The 20969-nt window shown below is 73.2% G+C and carries 22 protein-coding genes; 20 read left to right on the forward strand and 2 right to left on the reverse strand.

Annotation, left to right across the window (positions count from 1 at the left end; translation table 11 throughout):
• Window positions 1-123 precede the first annotated feature (123 nt).
• Genes VGL20_09455 through VGL20_09505 form a run of 11 tightly spaced genes read left to right on the forward strand, consistent with a single transcriptional unit; the run spans window position 124 to window position 8432 of the window.
• Window positions 124-1260, forward strand: a complete 1137-nt coding sequence (locus VGL20_09455; GenBank protein ID HEY2703903.1) for an MraY family glycosyltransferase — start codon at window positions 124-126, stop codon at window positions 1258-1260.
• Between the two features lie 38 nt (window positions 1261-1298).
• Window positions 1299-1460: an AtpZ/AtpI family protein gene (locus tag VGL20_09460; GenBank protein ID HEY2703904.1), complete on the forward strand. Its 162-nt coding sequence runs from the start codon at window positions 1299-1301 to the stop codon at window positions 1458-1460.
• Window positions 1461-1477: 17 nt separating this feature from the next.
• The gene (locus VGL20_09465) at window positions 1478-1819 is read left to right on the forward strand and encodes a hypothetical protein (GenBank protein ID HEY2703905.1); all 342 of its coding nucleotides are present in this window, start codon (window positions 1478-1480) and stop codon (window positions 1817-1819) included.
• The gene (gene atpB / locus VGL20_09470) at window positions 1816-2631 is read left to right on the forward strand and encodes a F0F1 ATP synthase subunit A (protein ID HEY2703906.1); all 816 of its coding nucleotides are present in this window, start codon (window positions 1816-1818) and stop codon (window positions 2629-2631) included. The genes VGL20_09465 and atpB overlap by 4 nt, the downstream gene beginning before the upstream one ends.
• A gap of 18 nt (window positions 2632-2649) precedes the next feature.
• Window positions 2650-2925 carry a F0F1 ATP synthase subunit C gene (gene atpE / locus VGL20_09475; GenBank protein HEY2703907.1) on the forward strand — a complete coding sequence of 92 codons (276 nt, stop codon included), beginning with the start codon at window positions 2650-2652 and terminating at the stop codon, window positions 2923-2925.
• An 8-nt stretch (window positions 2926-2933) separates the two neighbouring features.
• Window positions 2934-3455 carry a F0F1 ATP synthase subunit B gene (atpF, locus tag VGL20_09480; GenBank protein HEY2703908.1) on the forward strand — a complete coding sequence of 174 codons (522 nt, stop codon included), beginning with the start codon at window positions 2934-2936 and terminating at the stop codon, window positions 3453-3455.
• Window positions 3456-3458: 3 nt separating this feature from the next.
• Window positions 3459-3986 carry a F0F1 ATP synthase subunit delta gene (locus tag VGL20_09485; GenBank protein HEY2703909.1) on the forward strand — a complete coding sequence of 176 codons (528 nt, stop codon included), beginning with the start codon at window positions 3459-3461 and terminating at the stop codon, window positions 3984-3986.
• A 55-nt stretch (window positions 3987-4041) separates the two neighbouring features.
• A complete protein-coding gene (gene atpA / locus VGL20_09490; protein HEY2703910.1) occupies window positions 4042-5565 on the forward strand; it encodes a F0F1 ATP synthase subunit alpha in 1524 nt (507 codons plus the stop codon).
• A 14-nt stretch (window positions 5566-5579) separates the two neighbouring features.
• Window positions 5580-6434, forward strand: a complete 855-nt coding sequence (atpG, locus tag VGL20_09495) for an ATP synthase F1 subunit gamma (GenBank protein ID HEY2703911.1) — start codon at window positions 5580-5582, stop codon at window positions 6432-6434.
• A gap of 28 nt (window positions 6435-6462) precedes the next feature.
• The gene (atpD, locus tag VGL20_09500; GenBank protein ID HEY2703912.1) at window positions 6463-7989 is read left to right on the forward strand and encodes a F0F1 ATP synthase subunit beta; all 1527 of its coding nucleotides are present in this window, start codon (window positions 6463-6465) and stop codon (window positions 7987-7989) included.
• Window positions 7989-8432 carry a F0F1 ATP synthase subunit epsilon gene (locus VGL20_09505; GenBank protein HEY2703913.1) on the forward strand — a complete coding sequence of 148 codons (444 nt, stop codon included), beginning with the start codon at window positions 7989-7991 and terminating at the stop codon, window positions 8430-8432. The genes atpD and VGL20_09505 overlap by 1 nt, the downstream gene beginning before the upstream one ends.
• 5 nt (window positions 8433-8437) lie before the next feature.
• Here the strand turns inward: VGL20_09505 and VGL20_09510 are convergent, their stop codons facing one another.
• Window positions 8438-8701 (reverse strand): excisionase family DNA-binding protein, encoded by a 264-nt coding sequence (locus VGL20_09510; GenBank protein HEY2703914.1) that lies wholly within the window; start codon window positions 8699-8701, stop codon window positions 8438-8440.
• Window positions 8702-9143: 442 nt separating this feature from the next.
• Here VGL20_09510 and murA point away from each other — a divergent pair, with 442 nt between their 5' ends.
• Both murA and VGL20_09520 read left to right on the forward strand, forming a co-directional pair.
• Window positions 9144-10451: a UDP-N-acetylglucosamine 1-carboxyvinyltransferase gene (murA, locus tag VGL20_09515; protein ID HEY2703915.1), complete on the forward strand. Its 1308-nt coding sequence runs from the start codon at window positions 9144-9146 to the stop codon at window positions 10449-10451.
• Window positions 10452-10516: 65 nt separating this feature from the next.
• Window positions 10517-11515, forward strand: a complete 999-nt coding sequence (locus VGL20_09520) for a rod shape-determining protein (GenBank protein ID HEY2703916.1) — start codon at window positions 10517-10519, stop codon at window positions 11513-11515.
• 31 nt (window positions 11516-11546) lie between these two features.
• Here VGL20_09520 and VGL20_09525 read toward each other — a convergent pair whose 3' ends face one another.
• On the reverse strand, window positions 11547-12560 hold the full coding sequence (locus VGL20_09525; protein ID HEY2703917.1) for a glycosyltransferase family 9 protein: 1014 nt from the start codon (window positions 12558-12560) through the stop codon (window positions 11547-11549).
• 125 nt (window positions 12561-12685) lie between these two features.
• Here VGL20_09525 and argF point away from each other — a divergent pair, with 125 nt between their 5' ends.
• From argF to VGL20_09560, 7 genes are read left to right on the forward strand one after another with little or no spacing between them, the layout of a single operon-like run.
• A complete protein-coding gene (argF, locus tag VGL20_09530; protein HEY2703918.1) occupies window positions 12686-13621 on the forward strand; it encodes an ornithine carbamoyltransferase in 936 nt (311 codons plus the stop codon).
• Entirely contained in the window at window positions 13618-14475 is an 858-nt protein-coding gene (gene cdaA / locus VGL20_09535) for a diadenylate cyclase CdaA (protein ID HEY2703919.1), read from the forward strand. Before argF ends, cdaA begins: the two co-directional genes overlap by 4 nt.
• Window positions 14472-15578 (forward strand): CdaR family protein, encoded by a 1107-nt coding sequence (locus tag VGL20_09540; GenBank protein HEY2703920.1) that lies wholly within the window; start codon window positions 14472-14474, stop codon window positions 15576-15578. Before cdaA ends, VGL20_09540 begins: the two co-directional genes overlap by 4 nt.
• 35 nt (window positions 15579-15613) lie before the next feature.
• A complete protein-coding gene (gene glmS / locus VGL20_09545) occupies window positions 15614-17452 on the forward strand; it encodes a glutamine--fructose-6-phosphate transaminase (isomerizing) (GenBank protein HEY2703921.1) in 1839 nt (612 codons plus the stop codon).
• Complete coding sequence (locus VGL20_09550; protein HEY2703922.1) at window positions 17452-18759, forward strand: NAD(P)H-hydrate dehydratase; 1308 nt, start codon at window positions 17452-17454, stop codon at window positions 18757-18759. The genes glmS and VGL20_09550 overlap by 1 nt, the downstream gene beginning before the upstream one ends.
• Window positions 18756-19925: an alanine racemase gene (gene alr, locus VGL20_09555; GenBank protein ID HEY2703923.1), complete on the forward strand. Its 1170-nt coding sequence runs from the start codon at window positions 18756-18758 to the stop codon at window positions 19923-19925. Before VGL20_09550 ends, alr begins: the two co-directional genes overlap by 4 nt.
• 5 nt (window positions 19926-19930) lie before the next feature.
• A complete protein-coding gene (locus VGL20_09560) occupies window positions 19931-20929 on the forward strand; it encodes a hypothetical protein (protein HEY2703924.1) in 999 nt (332 codons plus the stop codon).
• Window positions 20930-20969 lie beyond the last annotated feature (40 nt).

The following is a 20969-nucleotide window of genomic DNA, read 5'->3' on the forward strand; positions in this document are numbered from 1 at the left end:
TCGTCGCCACCATGCTCGGTGGCTTCGACGACGCCGCCGTGCGGGCGTCGGTGCGGGAGCGCAGCCGGGCGCTCTGCCGCCGCTTCCCGCTCGCCTACCGCTCCGCTCCGTGAGCCGCGGCCGGTGATCGCCGACCTCCAGAGCGCCCCCTGGTACCCGGCCCTCCTGCCCTTCCTGCTCGCCTCGGCGGTCACCTGCGCGGCGGTGCCGCCGAGCATGTGGCTGGCGCGGCGGGTGGGGGCGGTCGACCGCCCCGACGCCGAGCGGCGCATCCACAGCCGGCCGACCCCGCGGCTCGGCGGCATCGCCATGTTCGCCGGCTTCGCCGTCGCCGTCGCCGTGTTCGGCTCGGGGGTGCCGGAGCGCTGGCAGGTGGTGGCGGTCACCGCGGCGATCACGGTGGCGATGGCGGTCGACGACGTGCTCCGGCTCCCCGCCTGGTCGAAGCTGCTGATCGAGATGGGGGCGGGGATCATGGTCGCCGTCCTCGGCATCACCATCACCTTCTTCGGATTCCGGTCCCACCCCGGGGGCATCCTCGACCTCGGCCTGCTCGCCGTCCCGGTCACGGTGGTCTGGCTGGTGGGCATGCAGGTGTCGATCAACCTGCTCGACGGCGCCGACGGCGTCGCCAGCGGGGTGGTCGCCATCGTCGCGGGGGTGCTCCTGCTCGCCGCCATCAACCGGCTGGGGGGGCCGGAGAACGGGGTCCAGAACGGGGTCATCGTGATGAGCGGCGCGCTGATGGGCTGCTGCTTCGGCTTCCTCTACTGGAACATGGCCCCGGCACGGGCCTTCATGGGCGACTCCGGGAGCCACTTCCTGGGGGTCGCGGTGGGAACGATCACGGTGCTCGGCACCGCCAAGGTGGCGGTGGCCCTGACCATCCTCGTGCCATTGGTGAGCCTCGGCCTGCCCATCGGCGACACCGCCTTCGCAATCGTGCGGCGGCGGCGGGCGGGCACCGGCATCGCCGCGCCGGACGCCGGCCACCTCCACCACCGTCTGCTCGCGCTCGGGCTCAGCCAGCGCGAGACCGCCCTCGCCTTCTACCTGGCGACCACCATCCTCGGCTGCATCGCTCTCGGCATCTTCGGCCACCGCAAGGTGCTCGCCATCGCGGCGGTGCTGCTGGTGGTGGCGCTGGTCATGCTGCTGTGGCGGAGCCGCCGGCGCACCCCCGAGGGTGACCGGCGCCCGTTCCTCTCCCGAGGGGCCGCGGTGCCCACCCGCGCCCGCCGCGGCGGCGAGGCCGACTGAAGCGCCCGGCGGCGCCGTCGGGTGCCGAGCTCGCCGGCATGGGCCTCTACCTGTGCCTGGCGGTGGTGATCCCTCTGTTCATCGGGCTTCGTATCGATGACCGGCTGCACAGCACCCCGGTCGGGCTCGGGCTCGGGCTCCTTGTTGGTATCGTTGCAGGGTTTTCCGGATTCTTCCTGAGGTTCAGACGCTACCTGTGATGGGTCGAAGCGCGACATTGGAGACCACACGCATGGTGCGCGCCGGCAGCATCGTCTGCGCCGGCGCCGCGGTGCTGTGCGTGCTCGCCGGCCTCGCCGTGGGACAGCCCGCGGGCGGCGCCGTGGTCGGGCTCGGGCTGCTCATCGGCGCCGTCAACCCGCTGGTGGTGCAGCTGCTGCTGCGGCTGGGGCTGAACCCGGGCGCGACCAGCATGACCCGTCTCGGAGTGTTCACCGCGGTGGTGATCGCCGCCGGCTTCGCGGTGGGCGTGAGCCGGGCCTGGCTGCTGGTGCTCGGAGTGGCCGCCGCCCAGATGGTGAGCGCGGTCACCGCCGCCGTGGAGATGACCCGCCGATGACCATCCTCGCCAGCGAGGCGCCGAGCGGCCACGAGGCGGTCAGCCTCTGCGGCTCGAGCTTCTGCAACATCAACTACCAGACCCTGATCTCCAGCGCCATCGCCATCGTCATCACCATCGCGTTCGGCCTGTGGGTGGCGTCGAAGGTGCGGAGCGACCGGCCGAACAAGGTGCAGCTGCTGTTCGAGCTCTTCCTCGACTACGTGCGCAACCTGGTCGGCGACACCGTCAGCCGGGAGGGGACGGACTTCATCATCCCCCTCGCGGCCACCATCGGCTTCTACATCCTGGTCGCCAACTGGCTCGACTTCCTCCCCCTCACCAACCCGATCGAGCCGGCCGCCTCCGACGTCAACCAGACGGCGGCGATGGGCGTCCTGGTGTTCCTGGCGTCCCAGCTGTACAGCCTGCGCGTGCTCGGCCTGCGCGGGTTCCTGCGCAAGTTCACCAAGCCGTTCGAGATGCCCCTCGCGGTGAGGATCGTCTTCATCCCGCTCAACCTCATCGAGGAGCTGGTGAAGCCGGTGACCCTCTCCCTCCGACTGTTCGGCAACATCTTCGCCGGGGTGGTGATGGTGTACCTGCTGGGACAGCTCTACGGGGCCGGCGCCGCCGCCCTGTCGCACGTCTTCTTCGGCGTCTTCGGCGTCGCGCTGCTGATCGTCTGGAAGTTCTTCGACGTCTTCTTCGTCGGGACCATCCAGGCCTTCATCTTCATGCTGCTGACCGTCATCTACTTCGGACAGGCGCGGGAGGGGCTCGAGGAGGATGAGCACCACGGCGCCGCCCACTCCCAGCCCACAGCCGCCTGACCATCTGAGGAGCGACCAATGGCCGACCCCAACAACATCAACCATGCCGTCGCCGTCGCCGGTGCCCTGGTGGGCTCGGGCCTGGCGCTGGGTGGGGGCGCGATCGGCGCCGCCATCGGCGACGGTCTCGCCGGCAACGCCACCATCCAGGGAATGGCCCGCCAGCCCGAGGCGCGCGGCCAGCTGCAGGTCACGATGTTCCTGATCATCGGCCTCTGCGAGGCGATGTACTTCATCAACCTCGCGCTGGCGTTCTACTTCATCACCTCCATCGCCGAGAAGTTCGCAGCGTAGGGTCGCCGGTGCTCGCCCTCACACCCCCCGCAGTCACGTCGGGCCTGCTCGACGTCAACGGCACCTTCGTCGCCGAGCTGATCGCCTTCGTGATCATGCTCGGCATCCTCGGCAAGTACGCCTATCCGCCGATCATGCGCGCCGCCGAGGCGCGGCAGAGGCAGATCGAGGAGGGCGTCAAGGCCGCCCAGGAGGCCGAGAAGCGCCTCCAGGCGGTCCAGAAGGACGTCGAGGCCACCCTCGCCGAGGCGCGCGCCCAGGCGCGGGAGATGATCAACCGCGCCCACCAGGAGGCCGCCGCCGAGGCCGAGGAGCTCCGCAACAAGGCACGCCGCGACGCCGAGGCGCAGGTCGAGAAGGCGCGCGGGGACATCCAGGCGGAGAAGGACCGGGCGGTGCAGGAGCTGCGCGCCCAGGTCAGCGCCCTGGTGGTCGACGCCGCCGGCAAGGTGCTCGGCGCCGCCATCGACGAGAAGACCCACGCACGGCTCATCGAGGAGTCGCTGCGGCAGGTCACCCCGGGGTCGTAGGGAATGGCCTCCGACATGCTCGCCCGGCGTTATGCCGAGGCCTACTTCCAGCTCGCCCGCGAGGCGGGCAAGGTGGCCGAGTGGGGCGATGAGCTGGCCCGCGCGGTGGAGATGCTGGAGCACCCGGCGGTCGCCGAGGCGATGCGCAACCCCCGGGTGTCCCAGGCCGACCGCGTCCGCCTGGTCATGGACCTGCTCGACGGGCTCGACCAGCCCGTCCGCAACCTGGTGCGGCTGCTCGTCGAGCGCGGTCGCAGCAACATCCTGCGCGCGGTGCTGGACCGCTACCGCGCGCTCGCGGACGCCCAGTCCGGGATCATCCGCGCCGAGGTGACCGCCGCCGTGCCCGTCGACCACGACCTCGAGGAGCACATCGCGGATACGCTGGGCCAGCGGCTCGGCGGCCGCATCCAGACCACCGTCCGGCAGGACCCCTCGATCCTCGGGGGACTCATCATCAGAATCGGCGACCGCGTCATCGACGGCAGCCTGCGCACCCGGTTGCAGCAGCTGCGGGCCGCGCTCGCCTGACCCACCGCACCCGGGGGCGCAGGCACCCGCACCACAAGGACGAGAGCGACAACTGATGGCAATCCGCAGTGACGAGATCGGCGAGATCCTGAGGAAGCGCATCGCCAGCTTCGAGGCCCCGGTGGTCGATGCCAATGAGGGCGTGATCACCTCGGTGGGTGACGGCATCGTCCGCATCTACGGCCTCGAGAAGGCGATGGCGGGCGAGCTCCTCGAGTTCCCCGCACCGGACGGAGGGCAGCCCATCGTGGGTCTGGCCCTCGACCTCCGTGAGGACGGTGTCGGCGCCGCGATCATGGGCCCGTACGAGCACCTCCAGGAGGGGGACACGGTCCGGACCACCGGCCGGGTCGCCCAGGTTCCGGTCGGCGAGGAGCTGGTGGGCCGGATCGTCAACGCGGTCGGCCAGGAGCTCGACGGCAAGGGCCCGATCGAGACCTCGGACTTCCTGCCGGTCGAGCGGGTGGCGCCGGGCGTCATCTACCGGCAGCGTGTCGACACCCCGCTGCAGACCGGCATCAAGGCGATCGACGCCATGATCCCGATCGGCCGCGGCCAGCGCGAGCTGATCATCGGTGACCGCCAGACCGGCAAGACCGCGGTCGCCCTCGACGCCATCATCAACCAGAAGGGCACCGGGGTCATCTGCATCTACGTCGCCGTCGGCCAGCGCTCCTCGACGGTCGCCCAGGTGGCGGCGACGCTGCAGGAGAACGGCGCCATGGAGCACACCATCATCGTGGCGGCGACCGCCGCCGACCCCGCCGCGATGCAGTTCCTCGCCCCCTTCGCCGGCTGCGCGATGGGCGAGTACTTCATGAACAACGGCCGGCACGCGCTGATCGTCTACGACGACCTCAGCAAGCACGCCCAGGCCTACCGTCAGCTCTCGCTGCTGCTCCGCCGCCCGCCGTCTCGCGAGGCCTACCCCGGCGACGTCTTCTACCTGCACTCGCGCCTGCTGGAGCGGGCCGCGCGCATGGCCGACTCCGAGGGCGGGGGGACGCTCACCGCGCTGCCGGTGATCGAGACCCAGGCCAACGACGTCTCCGCCTACATCCCCACCAACGTCATCTCCATCACCGACGGCCAGATCTACCTGGAGTCGGACCTCTTCAACGCCGGCGTCCGGCCGGCCATCAACGTCGGCATCTCGGTCTCCCGCGTCGGCGGCGACGCCCAGACCAAGGCGATGAAGCAGGTCGCCGGCCAGCTCCGCCTCGACATGGCCCAGTACCGGGCCCTCGCCGCCTTCTCGCAGTTCGCCTCCGACCTCGATCGCGCCACCCGGCAGCAGCTCGAGCGCGGCCAGCGGATGACCGAGCTGCTCAAGCAGCCGCAGTACGAGCCGATCCCGTTCGCCAAGCAGGTGATCGCGATCTTCGCCGGCACCCGCGGCTACCTCGACGACGTCCCCATCGACCGGGTCTCCGAGTTCGAGCGCTCGCTGCTGCGCTGGATGGACCAGAACCATGCCGAGCTCGAGAAGGACATCGAGGAGAACAAGCGCATCACCGACGAGACGGAGAAGGCGCTGCGCGCCGCGGTCGAGGAGTTCAAGAAGGGCTTCGCCGGGTGAGGACGGTCTGACCGATGCCCAGCCTGCGCGACGTCCGGCGTCGCATCCGCAGCGTCCAGAACACCAAGAAGATCACCAAGGCGATGGAGCTGGTCGCCGCGTCGAAGATGCGGCGGGCGCAGGAGCGCGTCATCGCGGCGCGCCCCTACGCCGACGAGCTGTCCAGCATCATGGTCGAGCTGATGCGGCGCAACCCCGAGTACAAGCACCCGATGCTGGTGCCCCGCGAGGTGCACCGCCGGGTGCTGATCCTGGTGACCACCGACCGCGGTCAGGTCGGCGGCCTCAACTCCAACAACGTCCGGCTGGCGGTGCGCGAGATCAACAGCGCGGGAGTTCCGGTCGGGGTCGTCACCATCGGCCGCAAGGGCCGCGACCTGATGCGCCGGCTCCGCAAGGAGCTGATCGCCGACGTGAGCATGCTCGGCGATCGCCCCACCATGGGCGACGTGCTCCCCGCGGTGCGGGTGGCGGTCGACGCCTACGTGGACGGCGAGGCCGACCAGGTCGACCTCGTCTACGCCCGCTTCGTCAGCACCGGTCGGCAGCTGGCGACGCTGACCCGGCTCATCCCCGTGGAGCCGCCCGATGACGCTCCCAAGATCCAGGCCGACTTCCTCTACGAACCCGATCCCAAGGACGTGCTCGACGCCCTGCTGCCCCGCTACGTCGAGGGCCAGGTCTACCGGGCGGTGCTGGAGAACGCCGCCAGCGAGCAGGCGGCGCGGATGCAGGCGATGCGCAACGCCAGCGACAACGCCGAGGATCTGATCGGCGACCTCACCCTCACCGCCAACAAGGTGCGGCAGAGCACCATCACCACCGAGCTCATGGAGATCGTCAGCGGCGCCGCCGCTCTCGAGGGCTGAGAGCCCCCCATCAGGAGTCCATCACCACATGGCAATCGGGATCCCGGTCGATTCGCAGGAGCAGACCAACGGCCACGCCCAGATGGGGCGGGTGGCGCAGGTCATCGGCCCCGTCGTCGACGTCGAGTTCAAGGGCGACCGCGTCCCCGACATCCTCACCGCCCTCGAGGTCGTCCGCGAGGGCAGCCGGCTGGTCCTCGAGGTGCAGCAGAACCTCGGCAACGGCATGCTGCGCACCATCGCGATGGACACCACCGAGGGGCTGCAGCGCGGCGTCCAGGTGCGCGACACCGGCGCTCCCATCCGGGTCCCGGTGGGGAAGGAGACCCTGGGGCGGATGTTCAACGTCATCGGCGAGCCGATCGACGGCAAGGACCAGGTCGAGCCCACCGCGTGGTGGCCGATCCACCGCCGCCCGCCGTCGGTCGCCGAGCAGGAGACCGGCACCCAGATCCTCGAGACCGGCATCAAGGTCATCGACCTGGTCTGCACGTTCTCGAAGGGCTCGAAGATCGGCCTCTTCGGCGGCGCCGGGGTCGGCAAGACGGTCATCGTCCAGGAGATGATCCGCAACATCGCCAAGGAGCACGCGGGCTACTCGGTGTTCGCCGGCGTCGGTGAGCGCACCCGTGAGGGCCGCGACCTCTACGGCGAGATGGAGGACTCCGGGGTCCTCGAGCAGACCGCGCTGGTCTTCGGCCAGATGAACGAGCCGCCGGGGGCGCGCGCCCGGGTGGCGCTCACCGGCCTCACCCTCGCCGAGTACTTCCGCGACGAGCTGGGCGCGGACACCCTGCTCTTCATCGACAACATCTTCCGGTACACCCTGGCGGGCGCCGAGGTGTCGGCGCTGCTCGGCCGCATGCCCAGCGCGGTCGGTTACCAGCCCACCCTCGGCACCGAGATGGGCGACCTCCAGGAGCGGATCACGTCGACCCACAAGGGGTCGATCACCTCGGTGCAGGCGGTGTACGTGCCCGCGGACGACTTCACCGACCCGGCGGTGGCCACCACCTTCGCCCACCTCGGCGCCACCGTGTCGCTGAGCCGCTCCATCTCCGAGCTCGGCATCTACCCCGCGGTCGACCCCCTCGACTCCTTCAGCCGGGTGCTCGAGCCGCGGATCGTCGGCGAGGAGCACTACCGCGTCGCCCAGGGGGTGAAGCGGATCCTGCAGCAGTACAAGGAGCTGCAGGACATCATCGCCATCCTCGGTCAGGAGGAGCTCTCGGAGGACCAGAAGCTCACCGTGGCCCGGGCGCGGCGCATCCAGAACTTCCTCTCCCAGCCCTTCTTCGTCGCCGAGGTGTTCACCGGCCGGCCCGGCCAGTACGTGAAGCTCGAGGAGACCGTCCGCGGCTTCGCCGAGATCCTCGACGGCAAGCACGACGAGCTTCCCGAGCAGGCCTTCTACATGGTCGGCACCATCGACGAGGCGGTGGAGAAGGCCAGGGGCATGGCCGGCGACGACGAGCGGAAGGACGCCGCCGACAAGGCCGGGAAGAAGGACGAGAAGGGCGAGAAGACGGGCGAGAAGAAGGACACGAAGGCCTGATGGCCAAGCTGCAGGTGGAGCTGGTCACCGCCGAGGGGCGGCTGCTCAGCCGGGAGGCGGACTTCGTGGTCGCGCCCGGCATCGAGGGCGAGCTCGGCGTGCTCCCCAAGCACATCCCCCTGCTCACCCCGCTCCGCCCCGGCGAGGTGACGGTGCGCAACGACGGCCAGGACGAGTACATCTTCGTCGCCGGCGGCTTCCTCGAGGTGCTGCCCGACAAGGTGGTGATCCTCGCCGACGCCGCCGAGCGTGCCGAGGACATCGACGAGGCCCGCGCCGAGGAGGCGCGGAAGCGGGCCCAGCAGCTGCTCGAGGAGAAGCCCGAGGGCGTCGACCCCGCCGCCGCCGCGCTCGCCCTGGAGCGGGCGGTGATGCGGCTGCGGGTCGCCGAGGTGCGCCGGCGCCACCGGCGCGACCCACCGCCCACGGCGCACGTGGAGTAGGGCCCTCAGTCGGCCCGGGTCGCGCCGGCGGTGACCCCGTCGGCGGCCGCCGGGCTGCGGCGGTGCTCCACCCGTCCGGCGAGCTCGGCCGCGCCGGTTGCGCGGAGGAAGTCGATGCACGCCTGCCGGGTGAAGCGCAGGTGCTGGCCCGGGGTGCGCCAGGCGCTGAGCTGGCCGGCGGCGACGGCGCGGCGGAGCGTCGACCGCGACAGCCCGCAGAGCTTCGCCGCCTCTCCGGTGGTGATGGCGTCCTCGAGGCCTCCCGCCATGTCCTTCCTCCCGTCGTGGGGACCTGCCCCTGCCATGAAGCCCGGAGCCTGACAGCTGCGCCCCGCCGCGTCGATGCAGGCAGCGGCCACATAGGTGCCTGACGCACCCAGCGCCACGCCCGCGTCAGGGACGCGTGACGGGCCGGCCACGGGGCGGGGGAGTGCCGCCGCGGCCGCCTAGACTCGGGGCACCCCCTTCCTCCGGAGACCGGCCCTCCGAGCTCCCTCCTGCACCGGGACGAGCTCGGGGCCGTCTCCTCCGGGCACCCCTCGAGGCGACGGCTGACGGTTGCTGACGGCCATCTGTTCGGCCGGTGAAACATCGGAGCCCGGTTCCCCGTTGTACCCCCAGGCCCGAGCGACCGGCGCCGGTCGGTGATGCACCGAACGGTTCAGGCCCGTCAGAACATAACAACGCTCCACTCGGATACTCTGATACCGCATGGAACTCCTGCGCATCGCCGGTGGACGTCCCCTCGAGGGCGTTGTTCCCACCTCGGGCAGTAAGAACGCCACGCTTCCGGTGATGGCGGCGGCCCTGCTCACCGACGAGCCCGTCGACCTGGTCAACGTCCCCGACATCGAGGACATCGAGACCATGGGCGCGATGCTCCGCCACCTCGGTGTCGAGGTCGAGCGCCCCGCTCCCGCGCACTGGCGCCTCCGCGCCGGCTCGGTGACCGGCTCCACGGTCGCCGCCAACCTCAGCCGCCGGCTCCGCGGCTCGTTCCTGCTCCTCGGCGCCCTGGTGGCGCGCACCGGCGAGGCGGTCATCGCCCGTCCCGGCGGCGACGACATCGGCATGCGCCGGGTCGAGCAGCACCTCGAGGGGCTGCGCGCCATGGGCGCGGTGGTCTCCGAGGAGGGCGACACCTTCGTCGCCCGCGCGAAGCGCCTCCACGGCGCCCGCATCGACCTCGACATGCCCACGGTGACCGGCACCGAGAACCTGATGATGGCCGCGTCGCTCGCCGAGGGCATCACCGTCATCAGCAACGCCGCCCGCGAGCCCCACGTCGTCGACCTGGCCCGGTGCCTGGTCGGCATGGGCGCCCGGATCAGCGGCGCCGGCACCGAGCTCATCGTCATCGAGGGCCAGGGCGGCCTCCTCCACGGCACCCGCCACAGCGTCACCACCGACTACATCGAGGCGGGGACCTACATGGTCGCCGCCGCCGCCACCGGCGGCGACGTCTCGGTCGAGCGGATGCGGCCCAGCGACGTCCGCTGGCTGATCGGCAAGCTCCGCGCCGCCGGCTGCGAGGTCGTCGAGGGCTCGAGCCACGTGCGCGTCCGCCGCCAGGGGCCGCTGCTCCCGGTCGACGTCACCACCTGGCCGCACCCCGGCTTCGCCACCGACCTGCAGTCGCAGTTCGTCGCGCTGATGACCCAGGCCGAGGGCACGAGCATCGTCAGCGAGGCGGTCTTCGAGAACCGCTTCCGCCACGTCGCCGAGCTGCGCAAGCTGGGCGCCCGGGTGGTCGTCGACGGCCGCAGCGCGGTGGTCACCGGGCCGGCGCCGCTCCGCGGCGGCTGCGTCCGGGTCCCCGACATCCGCAGCGGCGCCGCCCTCGTGATCGCCGGCCTCTGCGCCGATGGCATCACCGAGCTCGACGCCGTCTACCACCTCGACCGCGGCTACGAGCGCCTCGAGCAGAAGCTCGGGGCCCTGGGCGCCGACATCCGCCGGGTCGCGGTCGGCCCCGCCGGCCTCGAGGTCCGCGACCTCAGCGGCTGCATCGGGGACTAGTCGCTCGGGCTGCTCGGTTCACCCACGCGGCAGGGACGAGGGACACGAGCGAGTACATTCCCAGCATGCTCGGGAAGAAGGTCGGGATCGACCTGGGGACCACGGCGGTGCGGCTGCACCTGAAGGGCGAGGGCGTCACCTTCGATGAGCCCGCGATGGTCGCCACCGCGGTCGGCGACGATCGGGTGATCGCCTACGGCACCGCGGCGCTGGGCACGGTGGGGCGCACCGGGGCGCGGCTGCGCAGCCCGCTGCGGGAGGGGGTCGTGGTCGACACCGTGGCCCTGGACGCGCTCCTGAGCCACGTCATCACCCGAGCCGTCGGCCGCCAGCGGATCTTCCGCCCCGACGTGATGGTGGCGGTGGTGCCGGGGATGAACGGGAGCGACCGCCGCACCGTGATGGAGATCGCCGCCCGGGCGGGCGCACGCACCGTCTACCTCATCGAGTCGCCGCTCGCCGCCGCGATCGGCGCCGGGCTGTCGGTGAGCAGCCGCATCGGGCACCTCGTCGCCGACGTCGGCGGCGGCACCACCGACATCGCCGTGGTCGCCCTCGACGGCATCGTGTCGCGGCTCTCCGTGCCCGGCGGCGGCCAGGCGCTCACCCGCGCCATCGCCGACCACCTCAGCCTGCTCCACGGCGTCGCCGTCGATCTCGGCGCCGCCGAGGAGGCGAAGCGCGAGATCGGCTCCGCGACCGCCCTCGTCGAGGAGCGCACCCTGCGCCTGGTGGTGGCGGGGCCGGCTGGCCCCGGCGAGATCGTGGTCTCCTCGACCGAGGTGAAGGAGGCGATGGCGGCGCCGCTCGCGGGGATGGTGGCGGCGGTGAACGAGGTGCTCGCCGACTGCCCCGAGCCGCTGGTCAACGACATCCGCACCCGCACCGGGCTGGTGCTCACCGGTGGCGGCGCCCGGCTGCGCGGCCTCGACCGCTACCTCGCCGCCGCCACCGGCCTCCGCGTCGAGGTCGCCGCCGACCCCCAGGGCTGCGTCGCCCGCGGTGCCGGCACCGCCCTGGAGAGCCTCGACCTGGTCCGCCGGAACTTCCTGTATCTGCGGTGAGTCGCCCGGCTCACCGCGCCCAGGGTGAGCCTCACACGGGAAGCTCGATCCCCGCGAGCACGTCGTCGACGCGGATGCGGCGCATCAGGGGGCCGGGGTCGCGGCCGGAGGTGGGCTCGGGGATGCCCTGGACCACCCGGCTGCCGGGGCCGTAGGGGCCGCGGGCGGCCCCGTCGGTGGGGCCGTAGAGGCCGATCGCCGGGGTGCCCACCGCGGCGGCGAGGTGGAGGAGGGGCGACTCGCCGCTGATCAGCAGGTCGCAGCGCTCGATCACCGCCGCCGCCTCGTCGAGGGCGAGGGCGGCGCAGAGGTCGAGCACCGGGGCCTCGACGTCGTCGAGCATGCGGTCGGCGGCGCCGCGGTCGGCCTCGGTGCCGAGCACCACGACACCGGCGCCGTGGCGGGCGCCGAGCTGGTTGGCGAGGTGGGCGAAGCGCTCCGGGTCCCACGCGAGCGCCCAGGCGGGGGTGCCGGGGATGGGGTCGGCGAAGCCGGCGCCGGGGGCGACCGCGATGAGCAGGCGGCCATCCTCGAAGCCGCTGCCGACCAGCCGCTCCTCGGCCCGGGTGCGGGCCGCGGGGCCGGGGTCGTACTCGGGACGGTGGAGCCGGTCCTCGACGCCGAGGGCGCCGGCGAGCCGGAGGAAGGCCTCGGCGCGGTTCTCGTGCGCCGCCGCGGCCACCCGGGTGGTGAGCAGCAGGGTGCCGGGGCCGCCGTCGAGCCCGGCGCGGCGGGCGATCCCCGAGGCGTAGGCGAGGGCGCGCTCGCGCAGCCGCGCGCTGCAGAGCAGCACCGCCTCGAGCCGGCGGGTGCGGAGCGCCAGCAGCGCGGCGAGCCACTGGTCGGGGCGCGGCGCCCCCGGCCCCAGCGCCGCCAGCGTGACCACCTCGTCGAGGCCGGGCAGCCCTCCGGCCACCTGGGTCACCGACGGCGGCGCCATCAGGACGATCGTCGAGCCGGGGTCGGCGACCCGCAGCGTCCCCAGCAGCGGCGCCGCCTGCAGGGTCTCGACCAGCCCCCCCGCGACCACGACCGCGATCCTCACGGCCGCACGGTAGCGCACCCCGAGGGCCTCGCAGGGAAACGCGCGCGGCCGACCGTCCTGTCGGTCGGGAGACACCGATGTCAGGCCGCCGCGACCGAGCATCCATATACTCGTCGGAACACGCCATGTACAGCGCTCTTGCCGGTCGCGACCTGCTCAGCATCACCGATCTCAGCCGCGCCGACATCGACGCGGTGCTCGAGGCGGGTGCGCGCGCCAAGGGCGGCGCGCACCTGGGGCGGCCGCTGGAGGGGCGCTGCGTGGCGATGATCTTCCAGCGCCCCAGCAACCGCACCCGGCTGAGCTTCGAGGTCGCCATCCACCGGCTCGGCGGCCATCCCATCCCGCTCTTCGCCCAGGAGATCCAGATGGGCGAGCGCGAGTCGGTCACCGACGTCAGCCGCATCCTCGACCGCTACCTGGACGGCATCGTCGCCCGGCTCACCTCGCACCGCGACCTGGTGCGCATGGCCGCCAACGCCCACGCTCCGGTGGTCAACGCGATGACCGACCGCGAGCACCCCTGCCAGGTGCTCGCCGACCTGCTCACCGTGCAGGAGGTCACCGGCGGCCTCGACGGCGTGTCGGTCGCCTACGTCGGCGACGGCAACAACGTCTGCACCTCGTGGATCTACGCCGCCGCGCTCTGCGGCATCGACTTCCGCATGGTCTGCCCCCCGGGCTACGAGCCACCGCCCGCGGTGCTGCAGGCGGCCGCGGTGCTGCGCGGCGGTGACGACGGCTTCCTCCTCTCCCACGACCCCGGGCCGGTGCTCGACGGCGCCGCCATCGTGTACACCGACGTCTGGGCGAGCATGGGCCAGGAGGCCGAGCAGCAGCGCCGCCGCGAGGACTTCGCCCACCTCCAGGTCAACGACGCCCTGGTGGCGCGCGCCGCGCCGGGGGCGCGGGTGATGCACTGCCTGCCCGCCCACCGCGGCGAGGAGATCACCGACTCGGTTCTCGACGGTCCCCGGTCGATCGTCTTCGACCAGGCCGAGAACCGGATGTGGGTGCAGCAGGCGCTGCTCGCGCTGGTGTACGCGGGTGCGGTCCCGTGAGCAGCCTCCTCGACACCCTGCGCATCTTCCTGAGCAACGTGGGGTGGCGCGACGTCATCGACGTGCTGATCGTCGGCGTCATCCTCTACCAGCTGCTCAAGCTGGTGCGTGGCACCCAGGCGGCGCAGCTGCTGGTCGGCCTGGTGGTGCTGCTGGTCGTCGACCTCATCGCCACCGCCCTGAACCTGCGACTCCTGAAATACGTGTTCGCCAGCGGTGGCCAGGCGATCCTCATCGCCGCCGTGGTGCTCTTCCAGCCCGAGCTGCGCCGCGCCCTCGACCAGGTGGGCCGGCTCGCCCCGGTGCGCGCGATCCTGCCCCACCAGGGGGGCGCGGGGGTCATCCGGCTGGTCGACGAGGTGATCCGCGCCGCCGGCTCGCTGAGCGAGCGGCGCACCGGCGGCCTGATCGTCTTCGAGCGGGGCACCGGTCTCGAGAACGTCGCCGCCACCGGGGTGCGCATCAACGGCGAGACCACCGCGGAGATGCTGGCCACCCTCTTCTTCCCGAACTCCCCGCTCCACGACGGCGCGGTGATCATCCGCGACGAGCGGATCGTGGCCGCGGGCTGCGTCCTGCCCCTCGCCGACACCATCCCGGGGGTGGGACGCATGGGCACCCGCCACCGCGCCGCGCTCGGCCTCACCCTGCAGAGCGACGCGGTGGTGCTGATCATCAGCGAGGAGACCGGGCTGATCAGCGTCGCCCACGAGGCCAAGGTGTACCGGGGCCTCGACCAGGTCAAGCTGCGCGACATGCTCGTCACCCTGCTCGGCGGCGAGCCCGGCCAGAGCCGGATGCCGATCCCGCGTCCCTTCCTGCGCAGCTCCGGGGTGAGGGCGACGCGGCGATGAGGCCGCTCCGCGACCTCCCGATGCTGCGCAACCGTCAGCTGCCGCCCTGGCTGGGGCGCAACCTGCGGGTGAAGATGCTCGCGATGCTGCTGGCGCTGGCCTCGTGGGTCGTGGTGGTGTACGCCGCCAACCCGCCGGACTCGCGCCAGATCCTCGTCCACGTCCAGCAGGACTCGCAGCAGCTGCCCGGCCACTACGTCCTCGCCCGTCCCATCGACGACATCACCGTGCGCATCAGCGGCACCCGGGAGCACGTCGACGCGTTCCAGGCCTCGAGCATCCACGCCACCCCGAACTTCGACGCCATCCGCAGGACCGGCACCCAGCAGCTCCCCCTGACCGTGATCAACACCGATCCCAACGTCGACATCAGCGAGGTGCCCGGCAGCGTCACCGCCGACGTCGACCTGACCGGCACGACGACGGTTCCCGTGCTGGTCCGTCCCACCAGCCGCACCCAGGTGGGGTACGTCATCGTCTCGGCGACGGCGGAGCCGGCCCGGGTCTCGCTGGTCGGGCCCCAGCGCGAGCTCGGCGTCGCTCAGGCGGTGGTCGACGTCAACCTCGGCACCCGCACCAACACCCTGGTGCAGGACGGCCTGCCGGTCATCGTCATCGACCCGCACGCCGGCAACCGGCCGCTCACCGACGTGAGCGTCAGGGAGGGGACGGTGCGGGTGAAGGTGGTGATCACGCCGGTCGACGGACAGGCGGTGTCCACCGTGCTCCCGGCCTTCAGCGGTGCGGTGGCCCCGGGTCACATGGTGAGCGCGGTCACCGTCGACCCCCAGACGGTGCTCCTCTCCGGCCCCGAGAACCTGCTCAACGGGGCCCATCTCACCACCGCGCCGATCGCGCTGAACGGTCTGACCTCCGACCGGATCTTCTCGGTGACCCTCCAGGTGCCCGACGGGCTCAAGACCGACGTGACCACCGTCAACGTGCACGTCTTCATCACCGCCCTCCCGGAGGCGGTGATCACGCCCACCCCGGCGACCCCGGCAGCCTCGGCCTCACCCAGGTCGACCAGCCCGGGCACGCCGGCCCCGGCCTGCACCCAGGCGCCGCTGGGCACCCCCTGCCCGGGCCCCCGTCCGACGTAACCTCGTCACAGCCCTCCCCGTTCGCGCTGGTGCGTATGTGCGGAATCATCGGCTACACCGGACCGCGTCCCGCCGTCGAGGTGCTCGTCGAGAGCCTTCGCCGGCTGGAGTACCGCGGCTACGACTCCGCGGGCATCGCCGTGCTCGACCCCCACCGCCCCCACTCCACCGTGGTGAAGAGCGAGCGCAAGGTCGAGGCCCTGGCCCGCCGCCTCGCCGAGAACGGCGAGATCGCCGGACGGGTGGGCATCGGCCACACCCGCTGGGCCACCCACGGCCGCCCCACCGAGGTGAACGCCCATCCCCACCGCGACTGCACCGGGGGGATCCACCTCATCCACAACGGCATCATCGAGAACTTCCGCGAGCTGCGCGCCGAGCTGGTGGCGCGGGGCCACGAGTTCCTCAGCGACACCGACACCGAGGTGGTGCCGCATCTCATCGAGGAGTTCTACCGCGGCGACCTCGCCGCCGCGGTGCGGGCCGCGCTGCGCCGGGTCCAGGGCGCCTACGCGCTGGTGGTGTTCTCCGCCGACGAGCCCGACCTGATCGTGGGGGCGCGGCTGAACGCACCGCTGGTGGTCGGCCTCGGCGCCGGCGAGACCTTCATCAGCAGCGACATCACCGCGCTGATCCCCTACACCAAGCGGATCCTGCTGCTCGGCGAGGGCGAGGTGGTCACCGCCCGTCCCGGCGGGGTGGAGGTGAGCAGCCTCGACGGCACCGCGGTCGAGCCCCGGGTGATCACGGTCGACTGGGACGCCGAGCAGGCGCAGCGGGGCGGCTACCCGCACTTCATGCTCAAGGAGATCCACGAGCAGCCGGTGGCGCTGCGGGCGGCGCTCCGCGACCGGATCAGCGAGACCGGCCTGGTCACCCTCCCCGAGCTGGGCCTCCCCGAGGAGCGGCTCGCCGCCTTCGACGCGGTCACCGTGGTCGCCTGCGGCACCGCCTGGATCGCGGGGATGGTCGCCAAGTACGCGATCGAGCGCCTCGCCCGCCTCCGCTGCGACGTCGAGCCCGCCAGCGAGTTCCGCTACCGCGACCCACTGGTCGACGAGCGCACCCTGGTGGTGGCGATCAGCCAGTCGGGCGAGACCGCCGACACCCTGGCGGCGGTGCGCGAGGCCCAGCGCCGCGGCGCCACCGTGGTGGCGATCACCAACGTGGTCGGCAGCGCGCTGGCGCTCGAGGCCGACGGGGTGATCCACATGCAGGCGGGCCCGGAGATCGGGGTGGCCGCCACCAAGACCTTCGTCGCCCAGATGGCCTGCGGCATCCTCCTCGCCCTCCACCTCGCCGACAGCCGCGGCACCCTCGACGTCGACAGCCACCGCCGCCTCGCCGAGGAGCTGATGGGGATGCCCGACCTGCTCGCCCGGACCCTGGCGGTGGAGCCGCAGATCGTCCACATGGCCGGGAAGTACGCCCACGCGCGCAACGCGATGTACATCGGCCGGGGCATCAACTTCCCGGTGGCGCTGGAGGGGGCGCTGAAGCTGAAGGAGGTCTCCTACGTCCACGCCGAGGGCTATGCGGCGGGCGAGCTGAAGCACGGGCCGATCGCCCTGCTCGACCCCGAGGTGCCGGTGGTGGCGATCGCCACCCGGGGGCGGACCCTGGCCAAGACGGTGAGCAACATCGAGGAGGTGCGCACCCGCGAGGCGCCGGTGATCGCCCTGGTCACCGAGGGGGAGAACCCCTTCGACGGCGACCTCGCTCGCGACGTGATCGAGGTGCCCGCCTGCGAGGAGCTGCTCTCCCCGCTGGTCAACGTGCTCCCGCTGCAGCTGCTCGCGTACCACATCGCCGTGCTCCGCGGCTGCGACGTGGACCAGCCGCGAAACCTGGCGAAGTCGGTCACCGTGGAGTAGTGGGGGCCGCCGGTGTGCTCGCCCCCTCCACGCCACTCGCGGTCGGCATCGACGTCGCCTCGGTGGCCCGCCTCCGCGCCGCGGTCGAGCGCAACCCCGGGCTCGCCCGGCGCGCCTACACCGCGGCGGAGATCAGCGACTGCGAGCGCTCTCCGCGGCGCTGGGCGTCGCGCTGGGCGGCCAAGGAGGCGGTCCGCAAGCTGGCCGGCTCGGGCGGGCTGGGGCCGTCCCGCTCGCCGCTCCCCGCCTTCCGCGACGTCGAGGTCGCCTACGACGACCACGGCGCCCCCCGCATCCGGCTCCTCGCCGGAGCGCCGCCGGCGGTGTCGATCAGCCACGAGGGCGACCTGGTGGTGGCCGTCGCCGTGGGCGCCCCCGGCTGCGCCGGCCCGCTCGACCAGCCGCCCTCGCTGCCCCCGCCGGAGCGGCTGGTGCTGCCGCCGCGGTCGCCCGACGCCCACAAGGGCGACTTCGGCACCGTCGCGGTGCTCGCCGGTGCCCACGGCTTCAGCGGCGCCGCCTACCTGGCGGGGATGGGCGCGGCCCGGGGCGGCGCCGGCCGGGTGCGCCTCTGCGTGCCCCAGAGCCTCTTCCCGATCGTGGCGGTGAAGTGCACCGAGGTGATGGCCCACGGCCTCCCCGACGGCGGCGCCGGCACGGTGGGGGAGGACTCGGTGGCGGTCCTGGAGCGCGAGCACCTGCCCGCCGCCGACGTGCTCGTCGCCGGCTGCGGCCTGGGCCAGGCGCCCCGCACCGTCACCGCGGTGGCGGCGCTGCTGGAGCGGCTCCCCTGCCCCACCGTGGTCGACGCCGACGGGCTGAACATCGCGGCGCTGCGGGGGGTCGACTGGCGCCGCTCCGGGCAGCCGCTGGTGCTCACCCCCCACCCCGCGGAGATGGGCCGCCTGCTCGGCACCTCGGCCGCCGAGGTCCAGGCCGACCGGATCGGCGTCGCCCTGGGCTACGCCGCCGCGCACGGTGTCGTGGTGGTGCTCAAGGGCGCCGAGACCGTGATCGCCGGGCCCGACGGGCGGCTCGCGGTCGACGGCCACCGGGTCGTCGCCCTCGCCAGCGGCGGCACCGGCGACGTGCTCGCCGGGCTGATCGGCGCGATGATCGGCTGCGGCCTGGAGCCCTTCGACGCCGCCCTCGCCGGGGTGACCGTCCACGCCGAGGCCGGGGCCGCCGTCGAGGCCACCCGGGGCCGGGCCGGGGCGCTGGCCGGCGACGTCGTCGAGGCCCTCCCCGCCGCCCAGGAGCGGCTGCGCCGGGCGCTGGCCGCCGCCGGCGGAGGCGGCGGGTCGTGATCGCCGACCGCTTCGACCTCTGCGGCGACCTCGCCGCCTGGCCGAGCCCGATCGAGGGCCGCCCGGTGAAGTGGGCGGAGATCGACGCCGGCGCGCTCGCCGCCAACGCCGCCGCGCTCGCCGCCCACGTCGGCCCCGACGTGGCGGTGATGGCGATGGTCAAGGCCAACGGCTATGGCCACGGCGCGGTGCTCGCCGCCCGGTGCATGGTCGCCGGGGGGGCGCGCTGGCTCGGGGTGTCGTCGCCCGAGGAGGCGCTGCAGCTGCGCGGCGCCGGCGTCGAGGCGCCGATGCTGATCGTCGGCTGGAGCCCGCCCTCGTCGCACCGCGCGCTGATCGCCGCCGGGGTCGACATCACCGTGTACGACCTCGCCGAGGTCGAGGCCCTCAGCGTCCGGGCCCGGGCCACCGGCCGCCCCGCCCGCGTCCACCTCAAGGTCGACAGCGGGATGAGCCGCCTCGGCACCCCCCTCGGCAGCGTCCACGAGCTGCTCCGTGCCATCCGCGCCGCGGGCCCCCACCTGCGCCTCACCGGGGTCTTCACCCACTACGCCGACGCCGACGGCGAGGACCCCGGCTTCACCCTCGAGCAGCACCGGCGCTTCCTGCCGGTGATCGAGGCCGCCCGCGACGTCGACCCCGACGTGATCGTCCACTGCTCGAACAGCGCCGCCACCCTGCGCTTCCCGGAGATGCACCACGACCTGGTGCGGCCGGGCATCGCCCTCTACGGCTATGCGCCGCCGGAGTGCGCGGGGGTGGTGCCGCTGCGCCCGGCGCTCACCTTCGCCGCCTGCATCACCCAGGTGAAGACGGTGCGCGCCGGTGACACCGTCGGCTACGGCCGCGCCTGGACCGCGACCCGCGACACCCGGCTGGCGACGGTCGCCGCCGGCTACGCGGACGGCGTCCACCGCTCCCAGTCCAACCGCGGCCGGGTGCTGGTGGCGGGGGTGCGCTGCCCGATCGTCGGCCGGGTGAGCATGGACATGATCAGCGTCGACGTGTCCGCCGTCGACGGCGCCGGGCCCGGCGACGAGGCGATCGTCATCGGCGGCCGGCAGTCCGGCCATCTCGGCGCCGACGAGGTGGGTGATGCGGGCGGTACGGTTGCCTACGAGGTGCTCTGCGCCGTCTCGGCGCGGGTGCCGCGGATCCTGGTGTGAGGTCGATGACCGCCGTTCCACCCGAAGTCACACTCGTCGGCGCCGCCGCCGAGACCAGGCCGGCCCCGGCCTGGCCGGAGGGGATCCCCGCCCCGCCGCGCCCGGGCGGCGAGAGCGGCACCCTCGCCGGCTACGCCTCCTGGCTGTCGGGTGTCGCCGAGGTGCTGCGCCGCCGGGTCGACACCAATGCCGCCGAGCTCGAGCGGCTCGCCGCCGAGTGGAACCACGTGCTCCGCAACCTCCAGCGGCTCCGCCCCGAGGAGATCAGCGCCGTGGTCGAGGCCCAGGCGCGGGTCCGCGAGGTGATCGCCGCCGACGGCGCCCTCCATCAGCTGATCGAGCTCCAGCGCCGCGAGGTGGCCGGCTGGGCCGAGGCCCTCGGCGGACCGCGCACCGACGCCGAGCTGGTGGGGCGGCTGCTCGACGGCGCCACCGCCGAGCGCGCCCAGGTCACCACCGAGATGTTCGAGGTCACCGCCGAGGCGATCACCGGGGTGGTGCTCGACCTCGAGGTGGTGCGCCGCGAGGCGCTGCGCGAGCCGGAGCGGGCCGCGGTCGGGCTCTTCGAGGTGGGCCGGCGCCTCACCGGCGTCGCCGAGGACCTCCGCGAGCGGGCCCGCGCTGCCGACCTCCGGCCGGCGCCGGGCGAATCGCTCCCCGCCGCGCTGCGCCGCTGCGCCCAGGCGCTGGGCACCCGGCTGCGCGCGACCGTGGTGTGGCGCGGCTCCGAGACCGTCGGCGCGGCCGCCGCCGCCGCCCTCCCGCCGGTGGTCGAGGAGTGCCTCCGCCACCTCGCCGCCACCCCGGGGACCGAGGCCGAGGTGGTGGTGAGCGTGAGCGACGGGGGCGGGGTGCTGCTGCGCGTCACCACCCCCGGCGACGGCCTGCTGCCCGGCGGCGACGAGCGCTGGCTGGAGCGCGCCCGCGCCCGGGCGGCGCTCGCCGGCGGGCGCCTGCTCTGCGGTCCCGCCGGCGACGGCTCGCTGATGGAGCTGCATCTGTAGTCGGGCTCGCCACCGGCGGTCGATGTAGTCTGGCCTGACC

The sequence above is a fragment of the Candidatus Dormiibacterota bacterium genome (genome assembly GCA_036495095.1).
Lineage (GTDB): Bacteria > Chloroflexota > Dormibacteria > Aeolococcales > Aeolococcaceae > CF-96.